Origin of the sequence: Neisseria sp. P0001.S007 (assembly GCF_051963655.1) — a bacterium.
GTDB classification, from domain to species: Bacteria; Pseudomonadota; Gammaproteobacteria; order Burkholderiales; family Neisseriaceae; genus Neisseria; species Neisseria subflava_A.
This window is the reverse complement of record NZ_JBQCUB010000011.1, coordinates 42,211-66,818: the sequence shown is the minus strand read 5'-3', so window position 1 is coordinate 66,818 and position 24,608 is coordinate 42,211. Positions and strand designations below refer to the sequence as shown.

General features: G+C 54.1%; 21 protein-coding genes and 1 tRNA gene. 5 read left to right on the top strand and 17 right to left on the bottom strand.

The features are described from left to right. Nucleotides 1–91 precede the first annotated feature (91 nt). Nucleotides 92–168: transfer RNA gene (locus ACTHRE_RS09860), tRNA-Met, on the top strand. 183 nt (nt 169–351) lie between these two features. On the opposite strand, the gene ACTHRE_RS09855 is transcribed toward ACTHRE_RS09860, so the two are convergent. Continuing rightward, the gene (locus ACTHRE_RS09855; RefSeq protein WP_440345043.1) at nt 352–1,482 is read right to left on the bottom strand and encodes an FUSC family protein; all 1,131 of its coding nucleotides are present in this window, start codon (nt 1,480–1,482) and stop codon (nt 352–354) included. Nucleotides 1,483–1,636: 154 nt separating this feature from the next. On the opposite strand from ACTHRE_RS09855, the gene rnhB reads away from it, so the two are divergent. Beyond that, a complete protein-coding gene (rnhB, locus tag ACTHRE_RS09850) occupies nt 1,637–2,230 on the top strand; it encodes a ribonuclease HII (protein ID WP_440345048.1) in 594 nt (197 codons plus the stop codon). A gap of 57 nt (nt 2,231–2,287) precedes the next feature. Here the strand turns inward: rnhB and ACTHRE_RS09845 are convergent, their stop codons facing one another. Then, on the bottom strand, nt 2,288–3,292 hold the full coding sequence (locus ACTHRE_RS09845) for a quinone-dependent dihydroorotate dehydrogenase (protein ID WP_440345042.1): 1,005 nt from the start codon (nt 3,290–3,292) through the stop codon (nt 2,288–2,290). 247 nt (nt 3,293–3,539) lie between these two features. Between ACTHRE_RS09845 and ACTHRE_RS09840 the strand changes: the two genes are divergently transcribed. Continuing rightward, entirely contained in the window at nt 3,540–5,549 is a 2,010-nt protein-coding gene (locus ACTHRE_RS09840) for an OPT family oligopeptide transporter (protein WP_440345041.1), read from the top strand. A gap of 58 nt (nt 5,550–5,607) precedes the next feature. Here the strand turns inward: ACTHRE_RS09840 and waaA are convergent, their stop codons facing one another. The 10 genes from waaA to ACTHRE_RS09790 form a co-directional block, all read right to left on the bottom strand. Next, nucleotides 5,608–6,870, bottom strand: a complete 1,263-nt coding sequence (gene waaA / locus ACTHRE_RS09835; RefSeq protein ID WP_107768635.1) for a lipid IV(A) 3-deoxy-D-manno-octulosonic acid transferase — start codon at nt 6,868–6,870, stop codon at nt 5,608–5,610. Between the two features lie 138 nt (nt 6,871–7,008). Next, nucleotides 7,009–7,440, bottom strand: coding sequence for a plastocyanin/azurin family copper-binding protein (locus tag ACTHRE_RS09830; protein ID WP_049349290.1), 432 nt, complete (start codon nt 7,438–7,440; stop codon nt 7,009–7,011). Nucleotides 7,441–7,508: 68 nt separating this feature from the next. Beyond that, nucleotides 7,509–8,273: an ABC transporter ATP-binding protein gene (locus ACTHRE_RS09825; protein ID WP_293206573.1), complete on the bottom strand. Its 765-nt coding sequence runs from the start codon at nt 8,271–8,273 to the stop codon at nt 7,509–7,511. Nucleotides 8,274–8,283: 10 nt separating this feature from the next. Further along, the gene (locus ACTHRE_RS09820; RefSeq protein WP_293206576.1) at nt 8,284–9,330 is read right to left on the bottom strand and encodes a FecCD family ABC transporter permease; all 1,047 of its coding nucleotides are present in this window, start codon (nt 9,328–9,330) and stop codon (nt 8,284–8,286) included. 116 nt (nt 9,331–9,446) lie between these two features. Next, nucleotides 9,447–10,562 carry an ABC transporter substrate-binding protein gene (locus ACTHRE_RS09815; protein ID WP_188212850.1) on the bottom strand — a complete coding sequence of 372 codons (1,116 nt, stop codon included), beginning with the start codon at nt 10,560–10,562 and terminating at the stop codon, nt 9,447–9,449. Between the two features lie 500 nt (nt 10,563–11,062). Beyond that, complete coding sequence (ptsP, locus tag ACTHRE_RS09810) at nt 11,063–12,826, bottom strand: phosphoenolpyruvate--protein phosphotransferase (protein WP_440345040.1); 1,764 nt, start codon at nt 12,824–12,826, stop codon at nt 11,063–11,065. Next, nucleotides 12,826–13,095: an HPr family phosphocarrier protein gene (locus tag ACTHRE_RS09805; RefSeq protein WP_003683718.1), complete on the bottom strand. Its 270-nt coding sequence runs from the start codon at nt 13,093–13,095 to the stop codon at nt 12,826–12,828. Before ACTHRE_RS09805 ends, ptsP begins: the two co-directional genes overlap by 1 nt. Nucleotides 13,096–13,144: 49 nt before the next feature. Then, complete coding sequence (locus tag ACTHRE_RS09800; protein ID WP_049335776.1) at nt 13,145–13,573, bottom strand: PTS sugar transporter subunit IIA; 429 nt, start codon at nt 13,571–13,573, stop codon at nt 13,145–13,147. A 58-nt stretch (nt 13,574–13,631) separates the two neighbouring features. Continuing rightward, the gene (locus ACTHRE_RS09795; protein WP_440345039.1) at nt 13,632–14,195 is read right to left on the bottom strand and encodes a hypoxanthine-guanine phosphoribosyltransferase; all 564 of its coding nucleotides are present in this window, start codon (nt 14,193–14,195) and stop codon (nt 13,632–13,634) included. 115 nt (nt 14,196–14,310) lie between these two features. Beyond that, nucleotides 14,311–15,840, bottom strand: a complete 1,530-nt coding sequence (locus ACTHRE_RS09790; RefSeq protein WP_440345038.1) for an ABC transporter permease — start codon at nt 15,838–15,840, stop codon at nt 14,311–14,313. A 233-nt stretch (nt 15,841–16,073) separates the two neighbouring features. On the opposite strand from ACTHRE_RS09790, the gene ACTHRE_RS09785 reads away from it, so the two are divergent. Together ACTHRE_RS09785 and pdxA are read left to right on the top strand one after the other, a co-directional pair. After that, nucleotides 16,074–16,604 (top strand): cytochrome b, encoded by a 531-nt coding sequence (locus ACTHRE_RS09785; protein ID WP_440345037.1) that lies wholly within the window; start codon nt 16,074–16,076, stop codon nt 16,602–16,604. A 156-nt stretch (nt 16,605–16,760) separates the two neighbouring features. Beyond that, nucleotides 16,761–17,762: a 4-hydroxythreonine-4-phosphate dehydrogenase PdxA gene (gene pdxA / locus ACTHRE_RS09780; RefSeq protein WP_440345036.1), complete on the top strand. Its 1,002-nt coding sequence runs from the start codon at nt 16,761–16,763 to the stop codon at nt 17,760–17,762. Between the two features lie 190 nt (nt 17,763–17,952). Here the strand turns inward: pdxA and ACTHRE_RS09775 are convergent, their stop codons facing one another. The 5 genes from ACTHRE_RS09775 to ACTHRE_RS09755 all read right to left on the bottom strand — a co-directional run bounded on the left by ACTHRE_RS09775 (nt 17,953) and on the right by ACTHRE_RS09755 (nt 24,597). Continuing rightward, nucleotides 17,953–18,948: a S49 family peptidase gene (locus ACTHRE_RS09775; protein ID WP_107723858.1), complete on the bottom strand. Its 996-nt coding sequence runs from the start codon at nt 18,946–18,948 to the stop codon at nt 17,953–17,955. A 54-nt stretch (nt 18,949–19,002) separates the two neighbouring features. Further along, nucleotides 19,003–20,025, bottom strand: a complete 1,023-nt coding sequence (locus ACTHRE_RS09770) for a lysozyme inhibitor LprI family protein (RefSeq protein ID WP_440345035.1) — start codon at nt 20,023–20,025, stop codon at nt 19,003–19,005. Nucleotides 20,026–20,130: 105 nt separating this feature from the next. After that, nucleotides 20,131–21,345 carry a sodium/glutamate symporter gene (gene gltS, locus ACTHRE_RS09765; RefSeq protein ID WP_070461095.1) on the bottom strand — a complete coding sequence of 405 codons (1,215 nt, stop codon included), beginning with the start codon at nt 21,343–21,345 and terminating at the stop codon, nt 20,131–20,133. A gap of 217 nt (nt 21,346–21,562) precedes the next feature. Further along, a complete protein-coding gene (locus tag ACTHRE_RS09760; RefSeq protein WP_070646508.1) occupies nt 21,563–22,969 on the bottom strand; it encodes an SEL1-like repeat protein in 1,407 nt (468 codons plus the stop codon). A 368-nt stretch (nt 22,970–23,337) separates the two neighbouring features. After that, a complete protein-coding gene (locus ACTHRE_RS09755) occupies nt 23,338–24,597 on the bottom strand; it encodes a capsule biosynthesis protein (protein ID WP_440345034.1) in 1,260 nt (419 codons plus the stop codon). Nucleotides 24,598–24,608: the final 11 nt, after the last annotated feature.

Sequence of the window (24,608 nt, the reverse complement as noted above, 5' to 3'; positions counted from 1 at the left end):
CGGATGGTTTTTTGTAAAGCGACGTTTTTCGTATTTTCGGTCAAAAACGCTTGACAGTGACTCCGTCTTTCCGTATAGTTACAACTTCTGACGCGGGATGGAGCAGCATGGTAGCTCGTCGGGCTCATAACCCGAAGGTCGTAGGTTCGAATCCTGCTCCCGCAACCAAATATAAAAATCCCCTGCAATCGCAGGGGATTTTGCTTTATGCGGTATTTATTGTTGATTGGATTGATTGAAAGGCCGTCTGAACCATTGGGTTTCAGACGGCCTTTTTATTGGCCGATGTTATCGGCGGCTAATTCGTTTTTGTCTTTTATTTTGGGTTTGCGTTTTTCAGACGGCCTATTGTTACTCCGGATCGGTATCGTTGCGCAGGTATTCTTTCAGGCGTTGTAACTCTTTTTTGTCCAACCATTTATTGCGCGAACGTTGCAACAGAATTACCAATGCGGCGATTTCGTTACGCATATTGGTACTGAGCCAGAGGAAGCCTTGCCAGTCGTAATGCAGGCGGGCGGCCGGTTTGCTTAGTTCGGTATTGAGCGAAGTATCGATGCGGATGCGGCGGGCGTAGTGGCCTTTGATGAGACGAACGGTCAGGCGCAGCTCGCGTTGGAGTTGGTTGAAATGGCGGTCGAGCAGGCGGATTTCGCTTTCGTTGAGCGTGGGCGCGCGCAGTTTGGCGGCAGTAGTCAGGAGCAGCTCGGTGGTGGTGACGATTTTGCGGTGGGCATGTTGCATGGCTTCCATCATATTGCTGCTGATGTGGCTTTCGCCGGATGTGGCGGCCAGATGACTGCGGCTTTTGACCATGCGGGCGTTGATTTTGCGCATTTTAATCATGTTTTGTTCCAAACGCTCGCGCGTCATGCGCTTGCCGTTGCTGATTTCGGCAATCATTTTGGCGCAGTCGGTGAGGTTGTCGGCAAGCATGAAGCGCCACATGAGTGTGGAGCGCAGGGGCATGAGTTTGGCGGCGGCAATGGCGATGGCGGCACCAATCAAAACGTTCATGGCGCGCATCAGGCCGCTGTCGAGCCAGTGGTGGCTGCTGTCGCCGATGAGCATGCACATGGTCAAACCGGCAAGCATGGCGACATAGCCGTTTTTGCCGACTGCCGACCAACCGGCTATTGCGCTGGCGGCACCGATAATCAGATAGAAGAAAACGCCGTCTTGCAAATAATGCTGGTTCAACCATAAAACGGCCAACCCGACACCCAAACCGATGGCCGTGCCGAGCATGCGTTCGACTGCTTTGGAGTAAATCGCGCCTTGGAATTGCAGCATGCCGAGGACGACAAATACGGTCATGCCGATCCATTCGCCGTGTTGCAGGTGGAAGACTTTGGCCAACAGGGTGGAGAACACGATTGCCAAGCCGAGGCGGAAGGCGTGGATATGGCGGCGATAGCGGTAGCGTTCGTAGGCGTTGAGCCAGCGTTCGGAAAAATGGAGGCGTTCGGATTGGGCAGGCATGTTGTAAGACGTATCGGTATGTGGGGATGTAAATTATAACTGATTGGTAAAGCAGATGAAATTTGAACCGCTCCCAAACGGCTTGTCCTATTGCGGATTTTATCTGCCGCAAGAGGATATAATGGCGGCTTTGAATCAGACAGGCGGTGAAGAAATGGCGACGGTTTTAAGCGCAGGCGTGGACGAAGCGGGACGCGGCCCTTTGGTCGGCAGCGTATTTGCGGCGGCAGTGATTTTGCCAGAACATTTTGACCTGCCGGGTTTGACCGACTCAAAAAAACTGAGCGAAAAAAAGCGCGATATGTTGGCGCAGATGATTAAGGAACAGGCGGTTGCGTGGAGCATTGCCTTTGCCGACCCCGACGAAATCCTGCAACTGAACATCCTGCACGCAACCATGGCCGCGATGAAGCGCGCAATCGAGGGGCTGTCGGTCACTCCCGACAAAGTGTGGATAGACGGCAACCGCGTGCCGAAAGATTTGAATGTCCCTGCTGAAGCCGTGGTCAAAGGTGACAGCAAAATTATTGAAATCTCCGCCGCTTCGGTTTTGGCCAAAACCGCGCGCGACGCAGAAATGTATGAATTGGCGAAACGTTACCCGCAATACGGGTTTGACCGGCACAAAGGCTACGGCACGGCGCAACATTTGGCCGCGTTGAAACAATACGGCGTATTGCCGGAACACCGCCACGATTTCGCACCGGTCAAAACCTTATTGGCACAAGGCAATCTGTTTGAAGAATGAAAGCATATCAAAAGGCCGTCTGAAAGATTTCAGATGGCCTTGTTTTTTAGGAAAGTATCATTTCAACGCAGCCAAACACTCTTTAATCAACTCAGGGCCGCGATAAATCAAACCGCTGTACACCTGAACCGCACTGGCACCCAAGCGGATTTTTTCTGCCGCGTCCGCGCCGTTCATAATGCCGCCTACGCCGATAATCGGCAGCTTGCCGTCAATGCGTTCCGCCAAAAGTTTCAACACCTGATTGCTTTTCTCGCGTACGGGCAAGCCGCTCAAGCCGCCTTGTTCGCCTGCGAGCGGATGGCTGCCCAAGCTTGATTTGTCGATGGTCGTGTTGGTGGCGATGATGCCGTCCATTTCCACAGATTTGACCACATGGGCGATGTCGTCGATTTGCGCTTCGTCCAAATCCGGCGCGATTTTGACCGCCAGCGGCACATATTTGCCATGCACGGCCGCCAGTTGCGCCTGTTTGTTTTTCAAGGCTTCCAACAAGGCGCTCAATTCATCGCCGCCCTGCAAGGCGCGCAGGTTTTTCGTATTGGGGGAGGAAATATTGACTGTGATGTAGCTCGCGTGGGCGTAGGCTTTTTCCAAGCAAATCAGATAATCGTCGGCCGCGTTTTCAATCGGCGTAACGGCATTTTTGCCGATGTTGATGCCCAAAATGCCTTTAAAGCGGCTGTTTTCAATGTTGCGGATCATCGCGTCGATGCCGTGGTTGTTGAAACCCATGCGGTTGATGATGCCTTGGTGTTCGGGAACGCGGAAAAGGCGCGGCTGCGGATTACCCGGCTGCGGCTTGGGCGTTACCGTGCCGATTTCGACAAAGCCGAAACCCAAAGCGGCAAACGCATCGATACACTCGCCGTTTTTGTCCAAACCTGCCGCCAAGCCGACCGGATTGGGCAGCTGCAAACCCATCAGCTCGGTTGGACGGGTGTTGCTGTCCACCTTGGGCAGCAGGCCGAGTTTTTCGATAGAACGCAAACTGTTGAGCGTGAAATGATGGGCTTTTTCTGCATCGAAACGGAACAGGATAGGGCGGACGAGTGAATACATGGTGGCGGCTTTCTGAACGGTTGATGAATTTGGCGTTATTCTACCTGAAACCGTCAAACTGCCCCAAACGTCTGTATCGATATGATTTTATGGTTTGGCGTCAAATGAAAATAAATAGGGTTTTGCGTGTAGTCGGATAGTTCATTAAAATGGTAAAAGAGAGGCTTTTCAGACGGCCAGATGGATGTATCAAAAGGCCGTCTGAAAAGTTTTGATTTGATTGTTTACCTGATACAGGAAGATTTTTATGAAACAGGCGGTTGATCCTTATGCGAATTTCCGTGAACTGACGCTGCGGGGGATGATACTCGGCGCGTTGATTACGGTGATTTTTACAGCATCCAATGTGTATTTGGGCTTGAAGGTGGGCCTGACTTTTGCGTCTTCGATTCCGGCTGCGGTGATTTCGATGGCGGTTTTGAAGTTTTTTAAAGGCAGCAATATTCTGGAAAATAATATGGTGCAGACTCAGGCTTCGGCCGCGGGGACGCTCTCCAGTATTATTTTTATTCTGCCGGGTTTGCTGATGGCCGGTTATTGGGCGGGCTTTCCGTTTTGGCAGACTACGCTGCTGTGTATGTCCGGCGGTATTTTGGGCGTGATTTTCACTGTGCCTTTGCGTTATGCGATGGTGGTGAAGAGTGATTTGCCTTATCCGGAAGGTGTAGCGGCGGCCGAGATTTTGAAGGTCGGCGACCATGATGCGGACCAGCAGGAAGGCGGCAGCGGTATCAAGGAATTGGTGTCGGGCGGCGCACTGGCGGGTTTGATGAGCTTCTGCGCAAGCGGTTTGCGCGTGGTGGCGGACAGCGCGAGCTTTTGGTTTAAAGGCGGCGCGTCGGTGTTCCAAGTGCCGATGGGCTTTTCGCTGGCTTTGTTGGGCGCGGGTTATTTGGTCGGCCTGACCGGCGGTATCGCGATTTTGCTGGGTATCTCGATTGCCTGGGGTGTGGCCGTACCTTATCTGTCGGCACATATTCCGCAACCTGCCGATATGGAGATGATTCCTTTTGCGATGTCTTTGTGGAAGGAAAAAGTCCGTTTTATCGGCGCGGGTACGATCGGTATTGCGGCTATTTGGACGCTTTTGACTTTGATGAAACCGATAGTCGAGGGTATGCGCCTGTCTTTCCGCAATTTCGGCGGTGCGCAGATGACCGAACGCACGGAACAGGATTTGTCGCCTAAGGCGATGATTGCCTGGGTGTTGGCGATGATGCTGGTGTTGGGCGTGTCCTTCTTCCACTTTATCGGCGACTCGCATATTTCCGGCGGTTTGGCTTGGCTGTTGGTGGTTGTATGTACGCTGCTGGCTTCGATTATCGGCTTTTTGGTGGCCGCGGCTTGCGGTTATATGGCCGGTTTGGTCGGTTCGTCTTCCAGCCCGATTTCGGGTGTGGGCATCGTCTCTATCGTCATTATTTCGCTGGTGTTGCTGCTGGTCGGCGAATCCGGCGGCCTGATGGCGGACGAGGCAAACCGCAAATTCCTGCTGGCGTTGACGCTGTTTTGCGGTGCGTCTGTGATTTGTGTGGCTTCAATTTCCAATGACAACCTGCAGGATTTGAAAACGGGTTATCTTGTAAAAGCAACGCCTTGGAAACAGCAGGTTGCGCTGATTGTCGGCTGCGTTGTCGGTGCCGTGGTGATTTCGCCTGTGTTGGAGCTTTTGTATGAAGCCTACGGCTTTACCGGCGCGATGCCGCGTGAAGGCATGGATGCGGCCCAAGCCCTTGCCGCGCCTCAGGCAACTTTGATGACCACCATCGCCCAAGGTATTTTCTCGCACAATCTGCAATGGGATTATATTTTTACCGGCGTGGCCATCGGTGTGGCGTTGATTGCGGTCGATTTCACATTGCGCAAATCTTCCGGCGGCAAGCGTGCTTTGCCGGTATTGGCCGTGGGCATGGGCATTTACCTGCCGCCGTCTGTGAATATGCCGATTGTGATCGGCGCGGTATTGGCGGCGGTATTGAAATCCGTCATCGCCCGCCGTCAAGAAAACCGTGAAGGCCGTCTGAAAAATGCGGAACGTATCGGTACGCTGTTCTCCGCCGGTTTGATTGTCGGCGAGAGCCTGATTGGTGTGATTATGGCGTTTATCATCGCCTTCTCCGTAACCAACGGCGGTTCGGATGCGCCTTTGGCCCTGAACCTGGAAAACTGGGATACGGCCGCCAAATGGCTGGGCTTGGCGTTTTTTGTCTTCGGTATGTTCGTGTTTGCACGTCGCGTGTTGAAAGCAGGACGCTAAGTTTGTAGGTTGAGAAAAGGCCGTCTGAAACTTTGGTTTCAGACGGCCTTTTTATCTCTTAACGCTGATTCAAACAATCTGCAATCGCTTTGGCAATTTTGGCACTGGCGCCTTGGTGTTGCGAAATGAATTGCTCAGTGTGGCTGATCAGCTGTTGGCGCAGCGTTTCGTCGTCGAGGTATTGGCGCGTGGTTCTGTACCAGGCTTCGGCGGTTTCGACGCGGACGGCGGCTTTGGCTTCGACTGCGCCTTTGCAGGCTTGGGCGAAGTTGTAGTTGGAGTAGCCGAAGAGGGTGGGGACGTGGCAGGAGATGGGTTCGATGATGTTTTGGCAGCCGGCATCAACGAGGCTGCCGCCGACGAAGGCAATGTCTGCGCTGAGGTAGTAGGCGGCAAGTTCGCCCATGCTGTCGCCTATCCAAACTTGTGTATCGGGGGAAACGGGTTGTCCGTCGCTGCGTTTTTGGACGGTATAGCCAAGCGATTTGGCAGTATCGTAGGCCGTCTGAAAGTTTTCAGGGTGGCGCGGTACGATGACCAGCAAGGCATTGCCGCGGTAGCCCTGCCATGCTTTGAGGAGCAGCTCGGCTTCGTCTGTGCCTTTGTACACGCGCGTGCTGGCGCAGACGACGACGGGGCGTGCGCCGATGCGTTCTTTAAAGGCGACGGCAAGCGGGCGCGAGTCGTCGGGGGGCGCGATGTCGTATTTGGTGTTGCCGCAGACGTGGACATTGGACGCGCCGATGAGGTGCAGGCGTTCGGCATCGGCGGCGGTTTGGGCAAAGCAGCCGGAGAGAGTCTGCATGGCAGGCTCGACCAGCTTGCGGATTTTGAGGTAGCCGCGTTGGGATTTTTCAGAGAGGCGTGCGTTGGCCAAAAAGAGGGGAATGCCTGCTTCTTTGCAACCCTGCATCAGGTTGGGCCAGATTTCGGTTTCCATCAAAATGCCACAGATGGGGCGGTGTTCGGCTAAAAATCGGGCGACCCATTCGGATTTGTCGTAGGGCAGGTAACGGCATTGCGCATCGGGGAACAGGGATTGCGCGGTGGCGCGGCCGGTCGGTGTCATTTGGGTAATCAAAAACGGCGAGTCGGGAAAATGGCGGCGCAATGCCTGGACTAAGGGTTCGGCCGCACGCGTTTCGCCGACGGATACGGCGTGTATCCAAATCGGGCGTTGTACGGGATTGGGATACGCCTGCCCGAAACGCTCGTCCCAATGCTCGAGATAGGCTGGGGATTTGAGGGCGCGGCGGCGCAGGTGGCGGCGGATCAGGAAGGGGGCGAGGTGCCACAGCGTGGCGTAAAGGCGGCGTATCATGCTTACGGGTCTTATGTCGGAATAGGCCTATTTTATCGGAAACTGAAACGGAAGATATAGCTTTGATGCGTGTTTTACGCAAAGGAAACAGGCCGTCTGAAAGGTTTCAGACGGCCTTTAATGCAGGCATAAACGCGTTTACTTCACTTGCGCCATATATTTTTTCAGACGGCCTTTGCTTTGCATGGCGCGGTTTTCCATTTCATCGACAACGGCTTGTGCTTTGGCTTTGTTCACCGGTTTGCCGACCTGAATCACACCGCTCATGTTCATCATGCGGTGCGGCGGGCAGGTATAGACATACACGCCTTCTTTGTCGAGCTTGAGCGTGAAGTCTTTGCCGTCTTCAGAGAGGAAGTCGGCAACGCCGTCAGGCAGGGCTTTGCTTTGCACCCAGTGGCCGCTGTTAGTAGCTTTGAAGGTAACAGTATCGCCGACTTTGGCGTTGACGTAGCCGGGTTCGAACACCATGCTGCCGTCTTTGCCGTTGTCGAGCATTTTGATTTCGTGGTTGGCGGCGTATGCGCCGAGGGAAGCGGTCAGCATCAGGAGGAAGAGTGATTTTTTCATGGGAAAGTCCTTTTTGTGAAGAGTATAAAATGATTGCTGGGGCTGGTTTCTTGGTGGCAGATTCCCAGCTAGGATTGCCGCATCGGGCGGATAACGGGCAGGCCTTTGCTGTCGTATAAGAGCTCAATGTCCACCTTGTACAGCCTGCCGATCATGTCCGCCTGCAACACGTCCTGCGGCGCGCCCTGCGCCTGTACTTTGCCTTCACCAAGCAGAATCACGCCGTCTGAAAACTGCGCGGAGAGGCTCAAATCGTGCAAGACCATCAGCGTAACCAGATTGTGTTCGTGCGTGTATTGCACCACGCGTTCTAAAAGATTGAGTTGGTGGTGCATATCCAGCGCGCTGACCGGTTCGTCCAGCATCAGGATTTCGGGGCGGCGCAGCATGACTTGGGCAAACATCACGAGCTGCCGCTGTCCGCCGGAAAGGCGCATGACGTCTCGGTGCGCCAGATGGCCGATACCCAGCTCCGCCATGATACTTGCGGCTTCGTGCAGCAGTTCGTCGCCGACGTGCATGTGCAGCGCGTCCATGCGGCCGAGCAACACGACTTCCAGCGCGGTCAGCGAGGCTTCGGCGGCGGTGTCCTGCGGCATATAGCCTATGCGTTTACGCCAGCTTTGCAGGTGGATTTTGCTCAACACTTCGTCGCCGTAGCGGATGGTGCCTTTGTGCGCGACTTCGCCGAAAATCGTTTTCATCAGCGAGGATTTGCCCGTACCGTTCGGGCCGAGCACGGAATAGACTTTGCCTTGTTCCAGCGTCAAATCAATATTGTCGGCGACCACATAATCGCCGCGCCAGATATGGACATTTTCAAGTTTCAACATTTCAGACGGCCTATCGTTTCGTTAATACAATCCAGAAGAAGAACGGCACGCCGACAAACGACGTAACGATGCCCACCGGAAACAGCGCGCCCGGGATAATCACCTTGGACAACACGCTTGCTACCGACAAAAACGCCGCCCCCGCCAGCATCGCGCCGGGCAGGAAGAAACGTTGGTCTTCGCCCAAAAGAATCCGCGCCACATGCGGGGCAACCAGTCCGATAAAGCCGATGACGCCGACAAAACTGATTGCCGTTGCCGTCATCACCGCCACCAACACCAGCGTTTTCAGGCGCAAAAGTTGCAGATTGATGCCCAGCCCGACGGCGCGTTCTTCGCCCAAGCGCAGCGCGGTCAGCTTCCACACATCGCGTGAAAGCAGAAACACGCATACCGCCGTAACCGCCGCCGTAACGATGACTGTTTCCCAAGTTGCTTTGTTCAAACTGCCAAACAGCCAAAACAAAATCTGCTGTGAAATCTCAGGCGCGGCGATAAACTGAATCAGCGACAGAATCGACTGAAACAGAAACAACAGCGCAATCCCCACCAGCACCAGCATCGCCGAGTTGAAGCGGCGTGCCGAGGCAAACAGAAACAAGATGCCAGAAGCCAGCATGGTCATCACAAACGCACCGATGGGAACGGCGACCGTTTCAGGCAGCCCGAAACCGCCGAACGCAATCACCGCCGACGCGCCCAAACCCGCCGCCGCCGCCAAGCCCAGCGTATAAGGGCTGGCCATCGGGTTGTTCAGGAGCGTTTGAATTTCCGCACCGCCGACACCTAAAGCCGCGCCGACCACCAAGGCCATCACCGCAATCGGCAGGCGCAAATCCATTACAATCAGGCGGTTCATTTCATCGACTTCGGGTTTGCCCAGCAAAACATTGACCACTTCGCCGACGGGCAGCGTGTCCGTCATCGCAGGGCCGGTGGCGATGTCGAATAGGAAACTGACCGCTGCGATGACTAAAAACATCAACACAATCAACCAACGCTTGCCTTCCAACTTGCGCTGGTTTTTCACAATCTCGGCGACAACCGAATCATTCATGTTTCAAACCTTTAAAAAAGAGTGTTGTGAAAGGGGAGAACAGGTTTGCCTTTTTCTTCCGCAAAAATTTCAGACGGCCTTCCGATTTAAAAGGCCGTCTGAAAATCTAAACTACCTTATTGTCCTTTCGGATAGAGGTAGAACGTACCGTTCGGTACGACGGGCAGGTTTTGGCGGTAGAAGTCCAGATAGGTCTTCTCAGGGTTGAAATCCTTAAACAACTGCGGATAAATCGCTTTGGCCATAAACTGAATCGACGCGCTGTCGGACAGCGTGCGCGAGTTAGCGTGGTAGGCGGCGTAGAGGCGGTTGTTTTTAATCGCAGGCAGGTTTGCCCAGCCGGCGCGTTTGGCAAAGCCTGCCAGGCGTTTTTCCGCTTCGGCTTTTGGAATGCCCCAGCCCATGACCATGGCGGCAGGGTTTTTCTTCAATTCGGTTTCGCGGCCGGTAATTACGATCACGTCGGGTTTGGCGGCGAGGACTTTTTCAGGATTGATCGGGCCGTAGAATTCGACCGAAGAAGCGGCGATATTGTTGCCGCCGACCAGTGTCGCCATCGAACCCCACATGCTCTTGCCGAAGGTAACGCTGTGTTCGGCAGGGCCTTTGTTGCCGAACTCGATATAGACTTTAGGCTTGGGCAGGTTGGCTTTTTTCACGCGCGCCTGGATGGTGTCGGCAACGCGTTTGTAGTCTGCCGCCAGTTTGTCGGCTTTTTGCTGCTGGCCGGTCAATGTACCGATGAGCTTGGTCGATTGAACGTGTTTGGCCACTGTTTGCGCGTTGTAGTCCAACACGACGATGGGGATGCCGGCTTTGTTGATGCGGTCGAGATCGGAACCCAAAGCCTTGTATTGCCATTCGGCCAAAACCAGCAAATCGGGTTTCAGTGCCAATACTTTCTCAATCGAAAAAGTGCCGACTTCCACTTCGCCCACGTCGGTCAGCTGATTCAGTTTAGGCACGGCTTTGCTGAATGCCGCCCAGCTTGGTGGTGCCCAGTCGGCCCAAACTGCTTTGGAAAAACCAACGACGTTGTCCAGCGCGGTTTTGCCGCCGATGGCCATGTAGTCTTGGTAGTAGAAGCCCAACACCACGCGCTTGGCAGGCAGGTCGACAGTTACCTTACGGCCGAGGATATCGGTCAGCTGAACGGGTTTGGCAAAAGCGGATACGGAGCCGACTGATAAAGCGGCGGCGGCAATCAAAGCAGAAAGTTGCGTAAATCTCATGAACCATTCCTTTAAAATATGATGATAATTACTATCATTTATAAGTTTATAAGGTATTGAATCTTTTTTCAAGTGGACGAGTGAGTAGACATATTTCGAAATAAAAAGTTTCATCATTAAAACGAAGGGATAGTGTTTATATAGGGCTTGGGTGTAAAAAGGAATGATATGGGGTACCTAAAGCCATAGTGGGCAGTAGCTGGAATGGATCGGTAAAGGGTTTTTTATTGCAAAAAATAAAAGGTATTTGGTTGAAAACAAGGCCGTCTGAAACCTTGCAATCAGGGTTCAGACGGCCTTTGGTGTGGGCATAAAAGTTTTATTTCACTTGCGCCCTATATTTTTCAGACGGCCTGTAAGCAGTGTTTGGGAAAAGTGAAAAAGGTTGGTTTTTGAAATGGCGAAATAGGGAAGAAGAGGGCTTGAGGGAGAATCTGGCATAAACTAAAAATGGGGACGAATAAAAAGGGCGTGTATCGAAACACGCCCTTTTTAGAGATTCAGACGGCCTGTGATTCCGCCTGTTCGCTTTGGTTGAGGATTTTAATCAGTTTTTCGGCTTTTTCCGGGTCTTCGCAGCGCAGGATTTTGGCGGCATCGTTTTCGAGATGGCCGGTGTGGCTGTGCAGGATGATGTTTTTAACCGAAAGCAGGTTGTTGGGGTTCATGGAGAAGCGACGCAAGCCCATGCCGAGTAACAGTCGGGTGAAGACGGTATCGCCGGCCATTTCGCCGCAGATGGATACGCCTTTTTCCATGCGGTTTGCGGTGCGGATGATGTGTTGCAGCGTTTTGAGGACGGCAGGGTGGCCGGGTTGGTAGAGGTGGCTGACGCTGTCGTCGCCGCGGTCGACCGATAGGAGGTATTGAATCAGGTCGTTGGTGCCGATGGAAACGAAGTCGACGAGCTTGAGGATGCTGCCGACGGTCATGGCTGCGGACGGGATTTCGATCATGCAGCCGATGCTGACCGGGCCGAAGGTTTCGCCGCGTTCGGTCAGTTGGCGTTGGGCTGTGTCCAGATGGATAAGGCATTGGCGCACTTCGGAAATGGACGTAATCATCGGCCACATCATGCGCACGGGGCCGTGGGCGGCGGCGCGGAGAATGGCACGCATTTGGGTGCGGAACATGACCGGCTCGGCGAGGCACAAACGGATGCCGGTCAGGCCGAGCGCGGGGTTGAGGCTGCCGTTGGGCGTGCTGTTTTGGCCGAACCAGCGCGGATTTTTATCGACACCCAAATCGACGGTGCGGATGGTGATGTTTTTGCCTTTGAGTTTTTTGACGATGCCGGCATAGACTTCGTATTGTTCGTCTTCGGTCGGCATGTTGTCGCGGTTGAGGTAGAGGAATTCGCTGCGGAACAGGCCGACGCCGTCTGCGCCGAAGTTGTGCAGGGCTTTGATGTCTTCGGCGGATTCGATGTTGGCCAAAAGTTCGATGTTGATGCCGTCGGCCGTGGTGGCGGCGGTTTTTTTGATTTTGTTGAGTTCGCGCTTGTGGCTGCGGTATTCGCGGGCGAGGCGGCGGTATTCGTTGAGGACGACTTCGTCGGGATCGATGATGAGGATGCCGTTGATACCGTCGACGATGACGATTTCGTTTTCGGTGATGAGTTTGCGGGCGTTGTGCAGGCCGATGACGGACGGGATGTCGAGGCTGCGGCCTAAGATGGCGGTGTGGCTGGTCGGACCGCCGGCATCAGTCACGAAGGCGGTAATGTGCTGCTCTTTGAACAATACGGTATCGGCAGGCGAGAGGTCGTGCGCGATGAGGACGGTGTCGTCAAACAGGTTGCCGGCGAGGTTGATTTCGTTGCTTTGTCCGACAAGGTTGTTGTGGATGCGGCGGACGACTTGGAGCATGTCCTGTTTGCGTTCGCGCAGGTAGTCGTCGTCGATGCTGTCGAACTGGGCGGCGAGCTTGTCGCTTTGCAATTTCAATGCCCATTCGGCGTTGATTTTCTGCTCGCGCAAAATGTCGATGGGTTCGCGCGAGAGGGTAACGTCGGTCAGTAGCATCAGGTGCAGGGAGATGAACGCGCCCAATTCGGTCGGGGCGTTTTCGGGAATCGCGCCGCGCAGCTGTTCCAGTTCTTTGCGCGTGGCTTTGATGGCGTTGTCAAAACGGGCAACTTCGGCATCGAGTTTGTCGGGATCAATGTCGTATTGGAGGACTTCCGTTGTGCCGCGTGTGATGAGGTGGGCGTGGCCGATGGCAATGCCTTTGCCCGCGGCTACACCGTGTAGGACGATGCTCATTATTCGCCCTCGCCGAAGTAGTCGTTGATGAGGTCGGTCAACGCCTGCATGGCGGCGGCTTCGTCTGCGCCTTCTGTTTCCAGCTCAATCACGGTGCCTTTGGCGGCGGCCAGCATCATCAGGCCCATGATGCTTTTGCCGTTGACGCGGTTGCCGTTTTTGGTGACCCAGACTTCGCTTTGGAATTGGGAGGCGGTTTGGGTGAATTTGCTGGAAGCGCGCGCGTGCAGGCCGAGTTTGTTGATGATTTCGATTTCTTGTTTGAGCATGGATGTCCCCTAAATGTAATGTTCGTAAAGTGAATGTTTTCAGACGGCCTTAGCCGTGTTCTTTGCACACCAGGTCTTCAGGTGCGGATGTAATGGCGAAAATGCCCCGGATGGCGGCTTCTTTGACGGTTTCGGTGAAGTCGGAGAGGTTTTCGGCTTGTGATGAGTATTGGATGGCTTTAATCATCATCGGGGCGTTGAGGCCGGTCAGGATGGCGGATTTGTTTTCGCGCACCAGCCGGCGTGCGGCGTTGCACGGGGTTGCGCCGAAGATGTCGGTCATGATCAGCACGCCGCGGTTGTTGGGAAATTCCTGTAATGCGGCGATGGCGTTGTTGATGATGTCATTTTGATCCTCATCGGGCTGTACGCCGAGGATGTGGAGATTTTCGGGGAAGCCGTTGGGAAAGAAATGGTCGGCCAAACCGCGATAGGCTTCACCTATGGTTTCATGTGTAATGATTAACAAACCTATCATGATGTGTTCCTAGCATGGGGGTTGAGGCCGTCTGAAGATTTTTCAGACGGCCTTTGTTTTATTTATTGTTTAAGGCGTAGATTTCGCCGAGGTTGCGCCAACAGCCGGCGGCATCCATGCCGTAGCCGAAGACGTAGCGGTTGGGCACGTTCAAACCGACATAATCGGCTTTGGTCGGTTTTTCTTTGTCGATCAGTTTGTTGGCAAATACGGCCGCACGGCAGCTTGCCGCGCCCATTTCCAACAGTTTTTCCTGAATGGCGGCCATGGTGTGGCCTTCGTCCAGAATGTCGTCTAAAACGACTACATGACGGCCTTTGATTTGCTCGGGGTCGGGCATGCGTTTCCAGTTGAACGCGCCGCCTGCGAGCTTGTCGCCGTAGCGGGAAACGTGGACGTAGTCAAAGTCCAAAGGGAAGCGCAACAGCGGCAGCAGCTGCCCTGTAAACACCACCGCACCACCCATCACAGGCAAGAGCAGGGGGTATTTGTCGCCCAAGTCGCGGGTGATGTCGTCGGCAACTTTTTGCAAGGCCGCGCGGCATTGTTCTTGGTCAAACAGCAAGTCGGCATTGTCCAGCATGGCTTGGGTTTCAAGGCGTTTGGTTTCTAAGTCGGTCATGATAGGGTCGTGTTGAGTGCGGTTAAAAACAAATTATATAGCGGATTCAATCAATTTTCGATACAAGGCGCGGCAATAGTGTAGTGAAAGCGAAGGGGATTTGAGCCGACCACGTTCAGACGGCCTTTTGTCCTTCCGCTTCGTCCACCAGCAAAAATGCCGTTAAAGCCAAAGCGGTCAATACCGCCGTCAACACCATCGCCCGTCCGTAATTGTCCGCACCGGCGCGCCCGAGATAATCGTAAATCAAAGTGGTCAGCGTCTGCCATTCGGGGCGCGACAGGAATAATGTGGCCGCAAATTCGCCGATACACGTTGCCGAAGCCAAAGTCAGGCCGCGCCGCAAGGCCGGTTTCAATAAAGGCGCGGTTACATAACAGGCCGTCTGAAAACCGTTTGCGCCCATGGTGCGCGCCGCCGCCGCGTAATCTTTGGGCAAACCGTCCCACGCGGCCAATACATCTTTGGCCACAAATGGATACGCCAATAGCGCGTAAGTCGCCGTCAGCAGCCACAGCGAAGCCGTCCACTGCGGATAGAGCAACAATACGCCAAACGCGATGCACACGGGCGACACCATAAACGGCAAAAACATCAGCGCGCGCAACCACGCCATTTGCCGTGCCGCCGCCGCATACAGCACGCCCAAAACCGTCGCCGCCGCCACCGCTGCCGCAGAGAAACGGACGGTGTTCCACACAGCCGCCCACGTTTGTGCTTCCAGCAAGACTGCCCACGAAGAGCCTGCCGATACCGCCTTGAGCCACACCGCCGCCAAAGGCAGCAGGCAGCACATTGCCAACATGGTCAATACCGTTGCCGTCAGCCATTTTTCCCACGCCCATATCGGCGCACGCGGAGGCAAAGGCGAGACCGACTTATCCACCGCCACGCGCTTGCTCCAATACGCATACAAACCGCCTGCCGCCGCCGTAACCGCCAGCACCAGCCACACCAACACCGACGCACGCGCCATGTCCAACTCATACGCCACCAGCCGGTAGATTTCCACTTCCACCGTTGCAAAACGCTCGCCGCCGAGCAGCAAGGCCAGCCCGAAGCCTGAAAAACAATATAAAAACACCAGGCACGCGCCGCCGGCAACCCACGCGCGCACCACCGGCCATTCGACCCAGACAAACCGCCGCCACGCGTCCGCGCCCAAAGATTGTGCCGACAGCAACCGCGCCTGCGGCACACGCACAAATCCCTGATACGCCGAGCGCACCAAAACCGGCAGGTTGAAAAACACGTTGCCGTAAATCAGCAGCCACGGCGTGTCCTGCCAACCTGCAGCCAGCATGCCGTGTGCGCCAAATAAGGCGAGCACGCCCATGCCTGCCACCAAAGTCGGCATCACGAAAGGCAGCATCAGCAGGCGCAAAACCGTGCGCCGTCCGGCAAAGTCCATCCGTGCCAGCACCCACGCCGCAGGCACGCCCAAAGCCGTGACCAAAACGCAGGTCAAAACCGCCTGCGCCACCGTCCAGCCCAAGCGCAGGCGCATATAGTCATCAGCCACCACTTCCGCCCAAGCGCCTTCGCCGTCGTAAAACGCCAACGACAGCAAAGGCGCGGCCACCATGACTGCCAAGAAACCCAAAGGCAGAAGCAACAGCGCAAACCGCCGAATCCAAACCTGCATCGATGCGTACCCGAGAATAAAAACGCCTATTTTAGCCCGAGTTCGGCATAGAAGGTGGTATTCCTGCCCTTGTTTTCAGACGGCCCGGGCAGCCTGACGGATAAAACCGCCGTTTCTTCAAATTTTCCAAACATTTACGAAATCTCTTCAAAAAGGCAACATAATTGGTTGGGCATTTTTGTTACAATGCCGCCGATTCAAAAAACCAAACAAATCAAAAACAAGGAAACATTATGACCGCTACACGTCCACAAACCTACGATGCCATCGCGCGCGCGTTGCACTGGCTGACCGTACTCGGTTTCATCGGCATCCTCTCCACCATTACCGTTTGGACCATCTACGATGGCGAAGAATGGGTCAAATCGCTCTTCGGCGTGCATAAATCCATCGGTTTCATCACGCTGCTGGTGATTGCCGTGCGTATTGTTTGGGCTTTGCTCAATGCGTCCAAACGTCCTGCCGCCGACAGCTTTGCCGCCAAAGCAGGCCACCTTGCCCTTTACGTCCTCATGCTTGCCGTTCCCGTTATCGGCATGATCCGCCAATACGGCGGCGGCCGCGGCCCTTTGAAAGTATTCGGTATCGAAGTGATGCAGGGTTCGCCAGAGAAAATCGAATGGATGTCCAACCTAGGCAATATGGCGCACGGCAAACTCGGCTGGCTGCTCTTCGCGCTTGTCGCCGGCCACATCGTCATGGTTGTCGTTCACCGCATTCAAGGCCACGACGTTTTGTACCGCATGATCGGCCGCCGTTCTTAAGTGTAAAACGGTAAACAGCCAAGGCCGTCTGAAAACAGTTTGACCAAGCAAAAACTGTTTTCAGACGGCCTTTTTGTATTTGTGTTAATCTGCAAAAGTAGGGCAGGCATTTTGCCTGACGTTGTCTAAATACTGTAAACCGTACCGAGAAACACCATGACTGCTCCCATTCTCGCCATCACTTCCGGCGAACCGGCCGGCATCGGCCCCGACATCTGCCTTGATTTGGCTTTCTCCGACCTTCCTTGCCGTCCCGTTGTTTTGTGTGACAAAAACCTGTTGGCGCAAAGGGCCGAACAGCTCGGCAAATCCGTCATCCTGCGCGACTTCCAAGCCCAAGCGGCTGATCCGTTGCCCAAGGGCGAACTTGAAGTTCTGCATATTCCTTTAGATGCCGAGTGCCGGGCGGGCGAACTTAATCCTGCCAATGCCGCGTATGTGCTCCGACTGCTGGATACGGCGTATCAAGGCATTTCAGACGGCCTGTTTGCCGGTATGGTAACCGCGCCGCTGCACAAAGGCATCATCAACGATGCCCATGCAGGCAACGGTTTTTTTAGCGGCCATACCGAATACCTCGCCGAAAAAAGCCATACCGAACAAGTCGTCATGATGTTGACCGGCGGCGGCCTGCGTGTGGCATTGGTCACCACCCATCTGCCGCTGAAAGACATTTCCGTCGCCATCACGAAGCCTTTAATCGAGTCGGTTGTCCGCATTCTTGAACACGACCTGCGCCATAAGTTCGGCATAGCCAAACCGGTCATCCTCGTTACCGGCCTCAATCCCCACGCCGGCGAAGGCGGCCATTTGGGACACGAAGAAATTGACACCATTATTCCGGCACTTCATGCCCTGCAGGCCGAAGGCATAGACGCACGCGGCCCTTATCCGGCCGATACCGTGTTCCAACCCTTCCTGCTCAAAGATGCCGATGCCGTCCTTGCCATGTATCACGACCAAGGGCTGCCGGTGCTCAAATACGCCGGTTTCGGCGAAGGCGTGAACATCACCCTCGGCCTGCCCTTTATCCGCACCTCTGTCGATCATGGCACGGCCTTGAACTTGGCAGGTACGGGCAAAGCCAACTCCGGCAGCCTGATTACCGCCGTCCGCGCCGCGCTTGATATGGCGCACAATATGCAACAGGCCGTCTGAAGCGTGGAGGTTTAATCGTTTGCAGGCGTAATCTGTTCCTGTAACAGCATCATCAGGGAGCATCTGCCTGCCGATTTGATGAAGCCGATGGATGCTTGGACAATAATCAGCGTTTTATTTTAAAAACCATATAAAAAGGCCGTCTGAAGCCCCATGTTTTGGGTTTCAGACGGTCTTTGGGTTTTTTGGTTTACCAAATTTCAGACAAAGTTTCTTTGACTTTAGCCTTCACTTCCGCACCGAAGCGGCGGCTGAGCATTTTGCTGAAATCGTCTTGCGGCGTGTAGTTGACCAGCTCGGGGGCTTTGACGACATCGCGGGCAACGCTGTAAATGCTGCCGAAGTCGTCAATCAGGCCGACCTGTTTGGCTTCTTTGCCAGTATAGATGCGGCCGCTGAAAACGTCAGGATACTGTTTGTCTTTCAACCTTGCGCCGCGGCCGAGTTTGACGGCTTTGATAAATTCTTGGTGAATATCGCCCAACATGGTTTCCCAAATTTGGGTTTGTGCCGGGGTTTCAGGCGTGAAAGGGTCGCCCATACCTTTGTTGCTGCCGGCGGTTTTCAGACGGCGTTTGACACCGGCTTTGTCCATCAGGCCGGTAAAGTCGAAACCGCCGCCGATCACGCCGATGCTGCCGACAATGCTGGAAGGGTCGGCGTAAATTTTGTCGGCTGCGGCGGCAATGTAGTAGCAGCCGGAAGCGCACATGTCTTCGGCAACGAGGTAGACAGGGATGTCTTTGTGTTCGGCTTTGAGGCGGCGGACTTCGTTAAAGGCCGTGTTGGACACGACAGGCGAACCGCCAGGGCTGTTGGCACGGATGATGATGGCTTTGGCGTTGCCGTTGTTGTAGGCGGCTTCCATGCTGTCGCGCAGGATTTGGACTTGGTCGTCGATGTCGTTGCCGATTTCGCCGGTCAGGTCGATAACGGCGGTGTGTTCGCTGCGGGCTTGGATGCTCGTGGTTTTTCCTTCTTCTTCTGCGAAGCCGAAGATCAGGCTGAGGAAGATGAGGACGGCGACACCGCGCCAGATATTGCGCCAAATGCGGGCGCGGCGCTGTTCTTGGTAGGCGGCGAGGAGGACTTCACGCAGGGTGTTGCGCTCCCAGTTGTCGACGGGTGTGGAGGCTGAAGAGGGTGTGTTTTGGGCATTGCCTTCACGGTGGATTCGGTATTGCATGATGTGATGTGCTTTCTTGTAGGCCGTCTGAATGTTCAGACGGCCTTATCGGTTTTAGTTGATGGAATAGCCGCGCAGGTATTGCGTACGTTCGCGGGTCATGCGGGTCTCACACTGCAGGCGCAGGTATTCTGCTTGTGCGGAGTTGTCTGCGGACGCGGCTGCTTGTTGGCAGTTGAGTTTTTTGCTTTGAATCCAGGCGCGTTGTTCGCCGAGGATTTGTTGTTTGACATCGCTGTCTAAGCCGCCCCAGAGGTCGTTGATTTCGCCGTCCGCCTGACGGTTTTGCGCGCGCGCGTTGTCGAGTTCGCTTTGGCTGAGGCCGGGCGGCTCGTTGCGCGGAGTTTCATGGTCAGGACGCAGGACTTCGTAGTCTGAATTGTCGTCATCATCGGTCAAGCCGACAGCTTGGCTGGCGGCGTTGTTTTCAAGGATGTCTTGCGGATCAATAGTCGGTGGCTCTTCCGTGTTTAGGTTTTGCAGCAGCTTGATGGCCTGCTCTTTGGATACGGGTTTGCCGTCTATCATGACGATGCTTTTCACGCCGTAGGGCAGTAGGGTGGCGGAAAGGGTTTGGGCTGTGGTGCTCAGGGTGTTGTCTTCGAGAACCAGTTTGCCGTCTTTGTCGGGGGTGTAGAGCAGGGTGGTGCTGAACGTGTTGTTTTCAAAAGTCAGGTTGCTGCCCATTAGTTTTTGTTCGAGCATGTCGGACAACGGGGTGTTGCCGTAAATCAGCGGGCTGTTGTCTATAGCCGTTTTGAGGATGGTGTCGGGAATGTGGATTTTGAGGTTGGCGCGGCAGATGGCTTTGCCGTTGTCTTCGGTTTCTTTGGCGTCTTCAAGCAGGGTTTCTAATTCGAGGCCGGCGGCGATGATTTTGTCGGCATCAACGAATTGGCGGCTGTCATTGAGGGCAAAGGAGCGCGCTTGTTGTTTGAGGGTGTCTTCGATGGTGGTACGGATGTTTTGCAGTGTGGCCGGTTGGGCGCAATCAAGCGCGGCTTTCGGCTCTTCTTTGCTGCATGCAGCAAGAAGAATCGTGCTTAAAATCAATACGGAAGCGGTTTTTTTGTACATGGGTACTCCTGAAGATGACGGCCTTTCAGACGGCCTGACGTGCCTATCATAACAAAAGCACTTGCAGCAAGTAAATGCGGCAAGTGCTTTTCTATGTCAGATGTATCAGCCTTTGATGACGCTGACAAAGCCGGAGAGGATGGCGGCGTTGAGCAAGTCAACGAAGAACGCACCGACCATAGGTACAATCAGGAAGGCTTTGTGCGACGGGCCGAAGGTTTGGGTTAGGGACTGCATGTTGGCAACGGCAGTCGGGGTGGCACCCAAACCGAAGCCGCAGTGGCCTGCCGCCAATACGGCAGAGTCGTAATCGCGACCCATGAAGACGTAGGTAACGAAAGTGGCGTACAGAATCATCACGACGGTTTGTACGGCCAAGATGATGGTCACAGGACCTGCCAGACCGGTCAACTCCCACAGTTTCAGATTCAGAAGAGCCATGGCAAGGAAGAGGGACAGGGAAGCGTTGCCGAATACGTCGATGGCGCGGTCAAACATATTGACTTTGAAGGCTGCGGTCAGGACGTTGCGGATGACCACACCAGCAAACAGACACCATACGAATTTAGGCAAGTCGAAGAAGGCTTTGTCGTAGCCATCCACGATTTCGGCAAATGCCAAACAGCCGGCAAACATAGCCAGGGTTTCGACAGCAGACTCGGCAGTAATCAGGCGGGTGCGCTGTGCTTGTTCGAAGATGTCGTCGGCAGCATCGTTGTCGTCGGATTTGGCAGTTTTGACGACAGGTTTACGGCCCAATTTGTTGATCAGACGGCGTGCAACAGGACCACCGATCAAACCGCCGAATACCAGGCCGAATGTTGCAGAAGCCATACCTAAGCCGGTTGCGCCGGTCAGGCCGAATTTGCTTTCAAAGTCAGGACCCCATGCACCGGCAGTACCGTGACCGCCGGTCAGGGTAATCGAACCGGTAATCAGGCCAATCAGCGGATCCAAGCCCAATGCGCTCGCCAAGCCGACACCGACGAAGTTTTGGACGATGATGAATGCACCCACCACGGCGGTAAAGATAACCAAAGGCAAACCGCCCGCTTTCAAACGGGAGAAGTCGGCACTCAAACCGATGGATGTGAAGAAGATGAGCATGAACGCATCTTGCAGCGGTTTTTCAAATTTGAAGCTGACGCCGTAGGCTTCGTGCAGGGCGAACAGGACGATAGCGGCAATCAAACCGCCGGCGACCGGCTCGGGAATATTGAAGTCTCTTAAGAATTTGATTTTTTGAACCAGAAATTTACCAACCAGCAACACGAGCGTGGCGGCAATCAGTGTGTAATAACTGTTGAATTCCCATTCCATGTTGTTTCACCTCCTAGAAATGTTTTTCCGAGCATCCGTTTTTGTTCCGGATGTAGTGTGTTTCAACGCTTGGCGTTATCCGCCGAGTGTCATGGTATTGATGCGCGGACAAGGTGTTTTCAGAAAGAAATGAAAACGATGACGTGTCCGTGAAAAATAACTGGCAAATATTAGGGTAATAGTTAAAGATTGTCAAAAAATGCGAGTGTAAATCTTTTCAGACGGCCTTTTGTCCGATGGCATGATGCGCTTCGCGGCGCCATTGTTCTAATAGGGATGTTAAAGATTCGGCCGAAGTGTGGCCGTTGCTGATGGCGGCCTGCAGCCAGTAGCAGGCGGTCGGAACATGACAGCCGACACCTTGCCCGTGATAGTAAAAACAGGCGAGGTGGTATTGGGCGGAAGGGTGGTTTTGTTCGGCAGCGATGGCGTACCAGTGTGCAGCCGCCCGAGGGTCTTGCGCTGTACCGAGGCCGTAATGGTAGATGCGGCCTAAGGCTGCCGCCGCGTTTTTATGGTGGAACTCGGCAGCTTCCATGTAATTCTTACGCGCGGCATTGTAGTCGGCTGGACGGCCGATGGCGTGGGCTTGTGCTTCCGCCAAACGGTAGATGGTTTCGGTTTGTTGCTGTTGCAGGGCGGCTGTTTTGATTTGTTCGTATTGTTGCGGATGGTACAGCGCGGCGTCGCTGATGAGTTTTTGTGCGGCGGCGGCAGAACCCAGCGCGGCGGCCCGGTGGTAGTAATCGTGCGCGACATGGTTGTCGGCTTTGATGCCGAGGCCGTAGCGGTAGAGGTCGCCCATGATTTTCAGGGCTTCGGGATGGTTTTTCTCAGCGGCGGCTTTGGCATAGCGCGCCGCTTGGAACGGGTCGCGTTTGGAAAGTTCGCCGGTCAGGGCATATTGGGCCAGCTTGGCTTGAGCTTCCGCTTGCTCTTTATCGGCGGCACAACGATACCATTCCAAGGCTTCGGGTTTGCGTTGGGCGGCAAGAAGGTCGGCCAGCAGGGTTTGTGCGGCGATGTGGCCGGCTTGCGTGGCTTGTTCGAGATAGTGTTCGGCTTGTGCGTGGTCGGGGCTGATGCCTGTGCCGTAGAAGTAGATTTGACCGAGTTGCCAACAGGCGGCAGTTACGCCGAGCGCGGCCGCTTTTTCGTATTGTTCGATGGCTGTCGCAACGTCGCCTTGGCGTTGATGATGGCGTGCCAGATGGTAATATGCAGGCGCGGCATATCGGGCGGCAGCAAGTTCCGCCCAGTAAAGGGATTGTGGATCGTTGCGCTGCGCGTGGTAACGCATGAGGATTAATTGGGCTTCAAGATGACCTTGCTCACCCAGCCAGGCGTAGTCGTTAAGAAGCTGTCCTGTTGGGGTACCGTTGTGTTCGCGTTGTTGCAGCAGGATAAAGAGTGCCTTGGGATGGCGTTGGGCCGCGGCGGCTTCCAGCCATGGAAGTGCCTGCTCCGGATGACCATTTTGCAGCAGATGATTGCCCAATACAAAAGCAGCTTCCGTATAACCCTGCTCTGCGGCCTGTTGCAGCAGGGGCAGGGCTTGGGCGGTATTGGATTGTTCCAAAAGGGCGGCGGCTTGCCGGTAGAGGATATCAGGAGCGGCGGTCATGGTTTGCGGGCGGATATAAAGTGGAAGACGGATGCTGCAGCATATGGGCGGCAATACCGGCTGAGGGCTTTGTAAAAATATTGCTCGCCACAGTTTTGTAAAGTGTATTGCCTTGCTGGCTTATCTTTAGGATGTTTGGCTTGTTATATTGTTTTGCCTGGGAGTACATCCATATTTTGTGTGTTATTAAGGCCTCAGCTTGAGTTGGTATGCTTTTATGACATCTCAGTTATTATACTGTCTTTGTAATTTATTGTTAATGATAAATGCAGTTTTTATGTTTTATTTACATGGCAGTAGCTAAGATATTGTTTGCTTCAGGCCGTCTGAAATGTTTTTCAGACGGCCTGAACTTTTCCTTCACTAAGTCAGGTTGTCGGTGTGGAAGAGTCGGATGTGTTTTTGTGAGGAAAAAAGACCTGACTGTAGAAGTTACCGTTAATTTGGGTCACGTTGAGGTGGTACATTCGGTAGGCATGGAACAGCTCTTTGTCAGGCGGTGTCGGATGATTCCAAAATTCTGCCAAGGTATTTTGGTCAGTAATGCCGGGAATATCATAATAGGCACGACCGAGTACTTTGACTGGCATATTGTGAATCAGACCGGACAGGCCGCTGGTGCTGTTGATGGTAACCATGCCGAGGCCGTGGCGCAGGAAAACGGGCAGGGGGACATCATGGACGTAAGTGATACGGCCTTTGAGTTTGGGGTGTTTTTTGATAAAGCGTTTGATGTCGCGCGAGTAGTCGATAAAGCCGCGGTCCATCGGATGATGCTTGATGATGAGGTTGGTATCGGCAGGCGCGTGCGCGGCAAAGGAGGCCAAAATATGGAGCAGGAAGCTGCGGACGCTGGAAAAGTCACAATGGATGCGGACTTGGCTGTCGTTGAATACCTGCAAGGGAACAATAAAAAATTTGCCGTATTTGCCCGCCTCCACGCGTTTGGCGATTTGGATGTCTTCAATATAGTAGTTCAAACGCTTGAGGATGGAGATCGACCACAGTTTGAGGTAATGGCCGGCATTGGATGCGCGGTGGTGGATGTAGTTCGGGTACTTGTTCGGATTGCGGAACAATTCGATATAGTAACGGACGGCATTTTTGGCCATGGGCATAAACCCGCCGCGTACCGGCGTCGGCGCTTTGTATTCTTGCTGGACCAGCTTGGGGAATTGTTCCAAAAAAAAGTCGGCACGGCGCGGCAACGGGGAAAATGCGTTGACGCCGTCTTTTTCTAAGGTGATGTAGTAGGGGCGGAAATAGCCTTCTTCAAATGCCCAGAAACTGGCTTGGTTTTCGTTTGCAATGCGTTTTGCAATGACGTGATAAGGGCGTGTGTCGCCAAAGCAGACAACCGCCTGGATGTGATGTTGAACGATGTATTCTTGCAAGAATTCAGGAAAGGCATCGTAGTTGTCGTTAAAAACAACGGTATGCGCTTGAGTGGGCGGATAAAAATAGTCGTCGCCTGCATTAAAGTTGAATTTATGTACAGTTTTGCCGTTTTCAGTCAGCCAATTGGCAAGGCGCAGAAAAAAATCGCCGACAGGGCCTTGAAGCAGCAGGATATTTTCTGCGCTTTCAAGCAGGTTTTGCAGGTTGTTTTTGAGGACGGTCTGTTTCATGTCGCAATGTG

What these genes read in the sequence shown, in the direction of transcription:
- ACTHRE_RS09855 (WP_440345043.1), bottom strand. Translation starts at nt 1,482, where the DNA reads ATGCCTGCCCAATCCGAACGCCTCCATTTTTCCGAACGCTGGCTCAAC.
- rnhB (WP_440345048.1), top strand. Translation starts at nt 1,637, where the DNA reads ATGGCGACGGTTTTAAGCGCAGGCGTGGACGAAGCGGGACGCGGCCCT.
- ACTHRE_RS09845 (WP_440345042.1), bottom strand. Translation starts at nt 3,292, where the DNA reads ATGTATTCACTCGTCCGCCCTATCCTGTTCCGTTTCGATGCAGAAAAA.
- ACTHRE_RS09840 (WP_440345041.1), top strand. Translation starts at nt 3,540, where the DNA reads ATGAAACAGGCGGTTGATCCTTATGCGAATTTCCGTGAACTGACGCTG.
- waaA (WP_107768635.1), bottom strand. Translation starts at nt 6,870, where the DNA reads ATGATACGCCGCCTTTACGCCACGCTGTGGCACCTCGCCCCCTTCCTG.
- ACTHRE_RS09830 (WP_049349290.1), bottom strand. Translation starts at nt 7,440, where the DNA reads ATGAAAAAATCACTCTTCCTCCTGATGCTGACCGCTTCCCTCGGCGCA.
- ACTHRE_RS09825 (WP_293206573.1), bottom strand. Translation starts at nt 8,273, where the DNA reads ATGTTGAAACTTGAAAATGTCCATATCTGGCGCGGCGATTATGTGGTC.
- ACTHRE_RS09820 (WP_293206576.1), bottom strand. Translation starts at nt 9,330, where the DNA reads ATGAATGATTCGGTTGTCGCCGAGATTGTGAAAAACCAGCGCAAGTTG.
- ACTHRE_RS09815 (WP_188212850.1), bottom strand. Translation starts at nt 10,562, where the DNA reads ATGAGATTTACGCAACTTTCTGCTTTGATTGCCGCCGCCGCTTTATCA.
- ptsP (WP_440345040.1), bottom strand. Translation starts at nt 12,826, where the DNA reads ATGAGCATCGTCCTACACGGTGTAGCCGCGGGCAAAGGCATTGCCATC.
- ACTHRE_RS09805 (WP_003683718.1), bottom strand. Translation starts at nt 13,095, where the DNA reads ATGCTCAAACAAGAAATCGAAATCATCAACAAACTCGGCCTGCACGCG.
- ACTHRE_RS09800 (WP_049335776.1), bottom strand. Translation starts at nt 13,573, where the DNA reads ATGATAGGTTTGTTAATCATTACACATGAAACCATAGGTGAAGCCTAT.
- ACTHRE_RS09795 (WP_440345039.1), bottom strand. Translation starts at nt 14,195, where the DNA reads ATGACCGACTTAGAAACCAAACGCCTTGAAACCCAAGCCATGCTGGAC.
- ACTHRE_RS09790 (WP_440345038.1), bottom strand. Translation starts at nt 15,840, where the DNA reads ATGCAGGTTTGGATTCGGCGGTTTGCGCTGTTGCTTCTGCCTTTGGGT.
- ACTHRE_RS09785 (WP_440345037.1), top strand. Translation starts at nt 16,074, where the DNA reads ATGACCGCTACACGTCCACAAACCTACGATGCCATCGCGCGCGCGTTG.
- pdxA (WP_440345036.1), top strand. Translation starts at nt 16,761, where the DNA reads ATGACTGCTCCCATTCTCGCCATCACTTCCGGCGAACCGGCCGGCATC.
- ACTHRE_RS09775 (WP_107723858.1), bottom strand. Translation starts at nt 18,948, where the DNA reads ATGCAATACCGAATCCACCGTGAAGGCAATGCCCAAAACACACCCTCT.
- ACTHRE_RS09770 (WP_440345035.1), bottom strand. Translation starts at nt 20,025, where the DNA reads ATGTACAAAAAAACCGCTTCCGTATTGATTTTAAGCACGATTCTTCTT.
- gltS (WP_070461095.1), bottom strand. Translation starts at nt 21,345, where the DNA reads ATGGAATGGGAATTCAACAGTTATTACACACTGATTGCCGCCACGCTC.
- ACTHRE_RS09760 (WP_070646508.1), bottom strand. Translation starts at nt 22,969, where the DNA reads ATGACCGCCGCTCCTGATATCCTCTACCGGCAAGCCGCCGCCCTTTTG.
- ACTHRE_RS09755 (WP_440345034.1), bottom strand. Translation starts at nt 24,597, where the DNA reads ATGAAACAGACCGTCCTCAAAAACAACCTGCAAAACCTGCTTGAAAGC.